The organism is Pseudomonas sp. (assembly GCF_050739995.1).
Classification (GTDB): domain Bacteria; phylum Pseudomonadota; class Gammaproteobacteria; order Pseudomonadales; family Pseudomonadaceae; genus Aquipseudomonas.
Genome location: NZ_JBOICG010000714.1, coordinates 1 through 6,338 on the forward strand (window position 1 = coordinate 1; position 6,338 = coordinate 6,338).

Genomic DNA, 6,338 nt, shown 5'->3' on the forward strand with positions numbered 1-6,338 from the left:
TGACCCACCGCCATCGGGGGCAAGCCCCCTCCCACATTTTTGCCCTGTGTTGTGTCAGAACAATTGGGTGAACAGCCAGTAGAGGCTGCCTGAAAGCAAGATTGCCGCCGGTAACGTCAACACCCACGCCATCACCAGGTTACGGATGGTCCGCATCTGCAGCCCCCCGCCATTGGCCACCATGGTTCCCGCCACACCCGAGGACAGCACATGGGTGGTCGACACCGGCAACCCATACATATCTGCCGCACCGATGGTCAGCATCGCCACGGTTTCCGCGGCCGCGCCCTGGGCGTAAGTCAGGTGGGTCTTGCCGATCTTTTCACCCACCGTTACCACGATGCGTTTCCAGCCGACCATGGTGCCCAGGCCCAGGGCGATAGCCACGGCGATCTTCACCCACAGCGGGATAAAGCGTGTGGAGTTGTCGATCTGGTCTTTGAACAGCTTCAGTTTGCTCTGAGTGTCGGCGTCGAAGTTGCCGACCTTGCTTTTGTCCATCAGGCGAATGGTTTCGCTGGTCAAGTACATGTCGTTACGTACGTTGCCGACAGATTCGGCGGGGACTTTGGCCAGGGAACCGTAACCTTTGACTTCATCACCGATCTGGCCGGCGAGGGCGGCGAGGGCGGGCACCAGTTCCGGCGTGGCTTCCTTGGTGCGCACGTAGGTCGAGAGAATCGGTCGCGGGTCGCCGGACAACACCTGCGGCGCGCTTTTCACCAGCGCCACTTGGGTTACTTCGGCCACCGCCGCGAACTGCACCGATTGCTCGGCGGGCATGGTGCGGTTCAGCGCATAGGCCATGGGCAGGGTGCCCACCAGGATCAGCATGATCAGGCCCATGCCCTTCTGGCCGTCGTTGGAACCGTGGGCGAACGACACACCGGTGCAGGTGGCGATCAGCATGCCGCGAATCCACCAGGGCGGCGGGGTGTCACCCTTGGGGGCCTTGTACAGCGAGCGATTTTTCACAAAGGCGCGCAGGGCCAGGAGCAGCATCGCGGCAAAGACGAAGCCGATCAGCGGCGACAGCAGCAAGGCGTAGCCGATCTTGATCGCCTGGCTCCAATCCACACCGCTGGTGCCGTCACGCCCGTGCATCAAGGCATTCGCCACGCCGACGCCGATAATCGAGCCGATCAGGGTGTGGGACGACGACGCCGGCAACCCCAGCCACCAGGTGCCGAGGTTCCACAGGATCGCCGCGATCAGCAGGGCGAAGATCATCGCGAAGCCGGCCGACGAACCAACCTGCAAAATCAACTCAACCGGCAGCAACGCAATGATGCCGAACGCCACTGCACCGCTGGAAAGCAGCACGCCGAGGAAGTTGAAAAAGCCCGACCACACCACGGCAAAATGCGGCGGCAGTGAGTTGGTGTAGATCACCGTGGCGACGGCGTTGGCGGTGTCGTGAAAACCGTTGACGAACTCGAAGCCCAAGGCGATCAACAGCGCCACACCCAGCAGCAGGAAGGGCGTCCAGGTGGTGACTACCGTGCCCAGCTCATTCATGTCATGCATCAGGCTATAGGCCGTGAACAACAGGCCCATGGCGAGCACTGCGAAGAAAATGATCACGGTCAGCAGGCCGGGTTTCTTGTCCAGCCTGGGTTTGGGGTCTGCGTGTGACGCGGAGGTGGAAGCAGTCAGGGAAGGGGTGGCCATGCCGGAGCATCCAGTGTGGGGAGGATGTCGTTCATGATCATTGCAGAATATTACAGAGATGCTGCGGTATGTCAGTGTTTAGGGGGATTGAACCTGCCGCCGGTCCAATAAACACCGAGGTACCCAATGTGGGAGCGGGCTTGCTCGCGAATGCGGTCGAGCAGTTAACTAATTTGTAGCTGACATGCCGCTTTCGGGAGCAAGCCCCCTCCCACATGTTTTGATTGCATTGCAAGATCAGTAATCTTTGCGCTTGCGAAAGGCCCAGCGCCCGGCGATCAGGGTAAACGTCGCCACCAACGCCACCAGGATCCAGAACCCTTCCGGGTCTGTGGAAAGCGGTACGCCGCCTACGTTCATGCCGAAAAAGCCGGCAATGATGTTGATCGGCAGCGCCAGCACCGTCACCACGGTGAGGGTAAACAGCGTACGGTTGCTTTGCTCGTTCAAGTTGGCGGCAATTTCTTCCTGCAACAGCTTGATGCGCTCCCCGAGGGCGGTCAGGTCGTTGATGATCAGCGCAAACTCCTCGGTGGATTTGCGCAGCTCCTTCACGTCTTCTTTTTGCAGCCATTGCGGCGGGCGATTGAGCAGCCGCAACAGTGAGCCCGGCTCCAGCGCCAGCAGGCGTTGCAGGCGCACCAGCACACGACGCGCGGCCCCCAGTTCGGCACGGTTGGTGGACAAGCGCGAGGACAGCAACTGGTCTTCGATATGGTCGACGCTGAGGCTGGTCTTGCGCACAATCTGCGTCAGTACTTCGCCTTGATCGCGCAGCAAATGCACCAGCAATTCGAGGGGGGAGCGGAAGTGCTCACCGGCCTTGACCGACGAACGCAGTTTGTCCACCGAGTGCAACGGTTGCAGGCGCGCACTCACCAGCAAGCGGCTGCGGGCGCACACCCACAACGTGGAAATATCCGACGAAACCATACTGCTGAAGTTGAACACCACGTCGTTGACCACCGCCAGCAAGGCCGAGTCGACGTGCTCGATACGGGTGGAGCGCGAACCTTCGTGCAGGGCCTCGAAAAACTCTTCGGGCAATGACAAGTGCGCCTGCATCCAGCGCTGGCAGGCCGCGTGGGCCAGGTTCAAATGCAGCCACAGAAACTCTTGTGGATCGTCCGGTGCCTGCAAGGCCTTGAGCGCGGTGGCCGAATCAATCTGCTCGCCCTTTTCGCCGGGTCGAAAACGAAAACCGTAAAGCAGGCCAAACAGATCGGAATCCTGATGGCCGTGGTCGATGCTGTGGTTCATGGAGGCTCGCAGAGAAAGCGCCTGTAGGACGTTTCACAGGTTCGCGTGGGCGAATCATTGCAAGGATATTTGACAATTTTGTGACCGTTTAAGGTTTGCGCGACGCTTCAAGACACTTTTTTGACCACTGGTCAGTTAGCCTCAAGAAGTGTCTGGAACAGCCGATCCAGCGCATAAGCACCCTGTGGAGCAGCGGTGCCTTTGATGACAGGGAAGTTGCGGCGTGCATGCACCACTTCCCTTGTATCGAGGCGTTACCCCGATGAATGTTTTGCGAACCTCCTTGAGAGCACAAATCTTGTCGCTGCTCGGTGGCAGCTTGCTGGCGATGCTGTTGATCGCCTTGGCCTGTTTCAACTTCCTCTCCAATGGGGTGCAGAGTTATCGCAGCTTGATCGACGGGCCCTTGCTCACTTCACAACTGATCGACGAAGCCAACCTGCAATTCAAGGTGCAAGTGCAGGAATGGAAAAACGTGCTGCTGCGCGGCAAGCAACCCCAGGACATGACCAAGTATTGGGGCCAGTTCCAGGACCGCCAGCGTGATGTGCAAAACATCCTGACACGGCTGGTCACCCAGACTCACGACGACACGGCGTTGAGCAAACGCATCGAGGCCCTGCGCCAGGAACATCAGCAGTTGGGCTTGGCTTACGAAAAAGGACGTGATGCCTACTTGGCCGCTGGCGCCGACCCGACGGTTGGCGATACCGCAGTCAAAGGTGTTGATCGCGACACCAGCGAGCAAATGAGCGCTCTGGTCAGCGACCTGCGTGATCAAGGCCAGAAACAATCCTTGAGCATCAGCGCCCATGCCGAGCGCACGGTGATGCTGGGCCTTGCGATCATGCTGCTGTCCGGCGTGCTCATTGGTGTGTTCAGCCTGTTTTTGATCAACCGCAACTTGATCCTGCCGATTCGTGGCTTGATCGACTACGTCACTCAACTGAGCCACGGGCGTTTTGCCGAACGAGTGGCCAGCCGTCGTCAGGATGAGCTGGGCCACTTGGCCGCCGCTGCCAATACCTTGCGCGACTTCTTGGCCGAAACTTTCAGCCGCTTGCAACGCAGTGCCACCGACCTGGTCAGCGCCAGTGGCGAGTTGAATTCGATTGCCGGTCAGATGGCGACGGGTACCCACGAACAATTCAGTCGGACCGACCAGGTAGCGACGGCCATGACCGAGATGTCCGCCACTGCCCAGGAGGTTGCACGCCACGCCGCCAGCGCTTCGCGGGCCGCCGATGAGGCGGATCATTCGGCCCGCGAAGGCGGTGAAGTGATGCAAGTGACCATCGCCACCATCGGCCAGATGCGCACGGAAATTCTCAATACCGGCACCATCATCCGTCGCTTGGAAACCGACAGCGCACGGATTGGCAAGGTTTTGGAAGTGATCCGCGGGATTGCCGAGCAAACCAACCTGCTGGCGCTCAACGCGGCCATTGAAGCGGCGCGGGCGGGTGAGGCCGGGCGTGGTTTTGCGGTGGTGGCCGATGAAGTGCGCAGCCTGGCGCAACGTACGGCGTCGTCGATCATCGAGATCAACCAGATAATCGAGGCGGTGCAAACCGGCGCGGTGGATGCGGCCGAGGCGATTGTCAGCGGCCAGTCCTGCAGCGATGACAGCGTGGCAAAAGTCACCCAGGCAGGGGCGATGCTCAGTCATATCACCCAGGCTGTGGAAGCGATCCGCGACATGAACCGTCAGATCGCCACTGCGGCGGAGGAACAAACATCGGTGGCCGAAGATATTTCGCGCAACATCACCCAGATCACCACCGTGGCCACGGCGAACATGGACAATGTGCAGCGCACTGAAGCGGCGAGCCAGAACCTGCGCAGCTTGTCCGGTGAGCTGAACGAAGTGACGGCGCGATTGGGCGCGTGATCAGGGCAGGGGCAAGCTGAAGCTGAATTGGGTGCCGTATTGTGCGTGGGTGGTCACGTGTAACTCTCCGCCATGGGCATCGGCAATCTGCTTGACGATATACAACCCCAGACCCAGGCCGGCCTGGGGCGTACCGGAAACCGGGCGTGAAAAGGGCTGGAACAGACGCGGCAAGGCCTGCTCGCTGATCTGCCCGGCGTTTTTCACCGTCAGGAACAAGTGATCACGCTCAATCTGTGCCGTGACATACACCGGGCTGTTCTGGTTGCCGTGATGGACGGCATTGGCCACCAAGTTGGAGAGCAATTGCATCAGGCGCTCGCGGTCGCCATACACGCCGCTCAGGTCGCCGATATCGGCGTGGATCAACCGTTGCGGATGTACGCTTTGCATTTCGGCTACCACCTGCTGCAAAGCTTCCTGCAAATCCACGCAGTCGTTGAGGTGCAGGGCAATGCCGCTGCCCATCCGGCCACGGGCGAAGTCGAGTACGTCCTCGACCAGTTGTGACGCGCGTTGCCCGCTGGCGAGAATATGGCGCACCAGCGGGTCGGTCGCGGGGTTGGAATGTTTGCGCAGTAGCCGCTCGGCTCCGAAGTTGACGGCAAACAACGGGTTGCGCAGGTCATGCCCCAGTACTGCGATGAACTGCTCGCGCAGCTCGGCGGTTCCGCGTTCTTCCTGCAGATCGGCTTCGGTCTGTTGCTGGTTTTCTTCGGCTTCGATTTGCAGCGAGAGCAGGCGGGCAAACGATTCCATGGTCGCTTGGATGGTGCTACCGCGCAGGGGCGCGGGGTTGGGGTCGAGCGCGCAGATCGTGCCGAAGAAACTCCCATCGGTACGGAACACCGGCACGGAAATGTAGCTTTCAAACACGTAGAGGCGTGGAGTGGGATGGGTGCGGTAGATCGGGTCTTCACTGGCCTTGTCGATCACCACGGATTCATGCGAACTGTGAATTTCGTAGCAAATCGTGGTGGTCAGGTCCAACTCGCCACCCACCCCGATGCCGTAGTCCAGTTGATCGAGCACGGCGCAGGCAGTCCAGTTGTCGTTGGTCACCCGGGCGACGGCAGCGAAGCGCAGGCCGGTCATGTCGCTGATGACTTTGAGCATCGCGGGTACGGCACTGATGCGGCCAATGGTGGCGATGTCGGCGGCTCTTTGCCCCATGCGACAGTCTCGAACAGGCGGCTACTGGGCGTTTTGCCCTGGCCAATAAATGAGATTCTAGCGACCTTGCGCGCGGTCGGTGTAATTTCATTCGAGGACTGGACGCTGATGCTCCCCCAGGCATTCGAACGCCCATAAAAAACCGCGCCACCCGAAGGTGACGCGGTTTTTCATGAGTCCGACTCAGGTGTCTTGCTTGTCTTCCAGGACGTTACCGGTCTTGGCGTCAAGCTTGACGTCAAACTTCTTGCCGGTGGTATCGGTCACGTCGACTTCGTACACCAGCACGCCGTTCTTGTGATCCAGCTCGGTGTCGGTGATGATCGCGCCAGGGTGTTTGGCC

At 60.0% G+C, this 6,338-nt stretch carries 5 protein-coding genes; 1 reads left to right on the top strand and 4 read right to left on the bottom strand.

Features of this window, described 5'->3' with window-relative positions:
• Window positions 1-54 precede the first annotated feature (54 nt).
• Window positions 55-1,671 (bottom strand): inorganic phosphate transporter, encoded by a 1,617-nt coding sequence (locus ACRESD_RS24155; RefSeq protein ID WP_431753205.1) that lies wholly within the window; start codon window positions 1,669-1,671, stop codon window positions 55-57.
• A 237-nt stretch (window positions 1,672-1,908) separates the two neighbouring features.
• Window positions 1,909-2,931 (bottom strand): transporter, encoded by a 1,023-nt coding sequence (locus ACRESD_RS24160; RefSeq protein WP_431753206.1) that lies wholly within the window; start codon window positions 2,929-2,931, stop codon window positions 1,909-1,911.
• A gap of 1,282 nt (window positions 2,932-4,213) precedes the next feature.
• Between ACRESD_RS24160 and ACRESD_RS24165 the strand changes: the two genes are divergently transcribed.
• Window positions 4,214-4,822, top strand: a complete 609-nt coding sequence (locus ACRESD_RS24165) for a methyl-accepting chemotaxis protein (protein WP_431753208.1) — start codon at window positions 4,214-4,216, stop codon at window positions 4,820-4,822.
• On the opposite strand, the gene ACRESD_RS24170 is transcribed toward ACRESD_RS24165, so the two are convergent.
• Window positions 4,823-5,995, bottom strand: coding sequence for a GAF domain-containing sensor histidine kinase (locus ACRESD_RS24170; RefSeq protein ID WP_431753207.1), 1,173 nt, complete (start codon window positions 5,993-5,995; stop codon window positions 4,823-4,825).
• A gap of 183 nt (window positions 5,996-6,178) precedes the next feature.
• Window positions 6,179-6,338 (bottom strand): PepSY domain-containing protein (locus ACRESD_RS24175; RefSeq protein ID WP_431753209.1); only part of this gene is annotated, 160 nt, incomplete at its 5' end.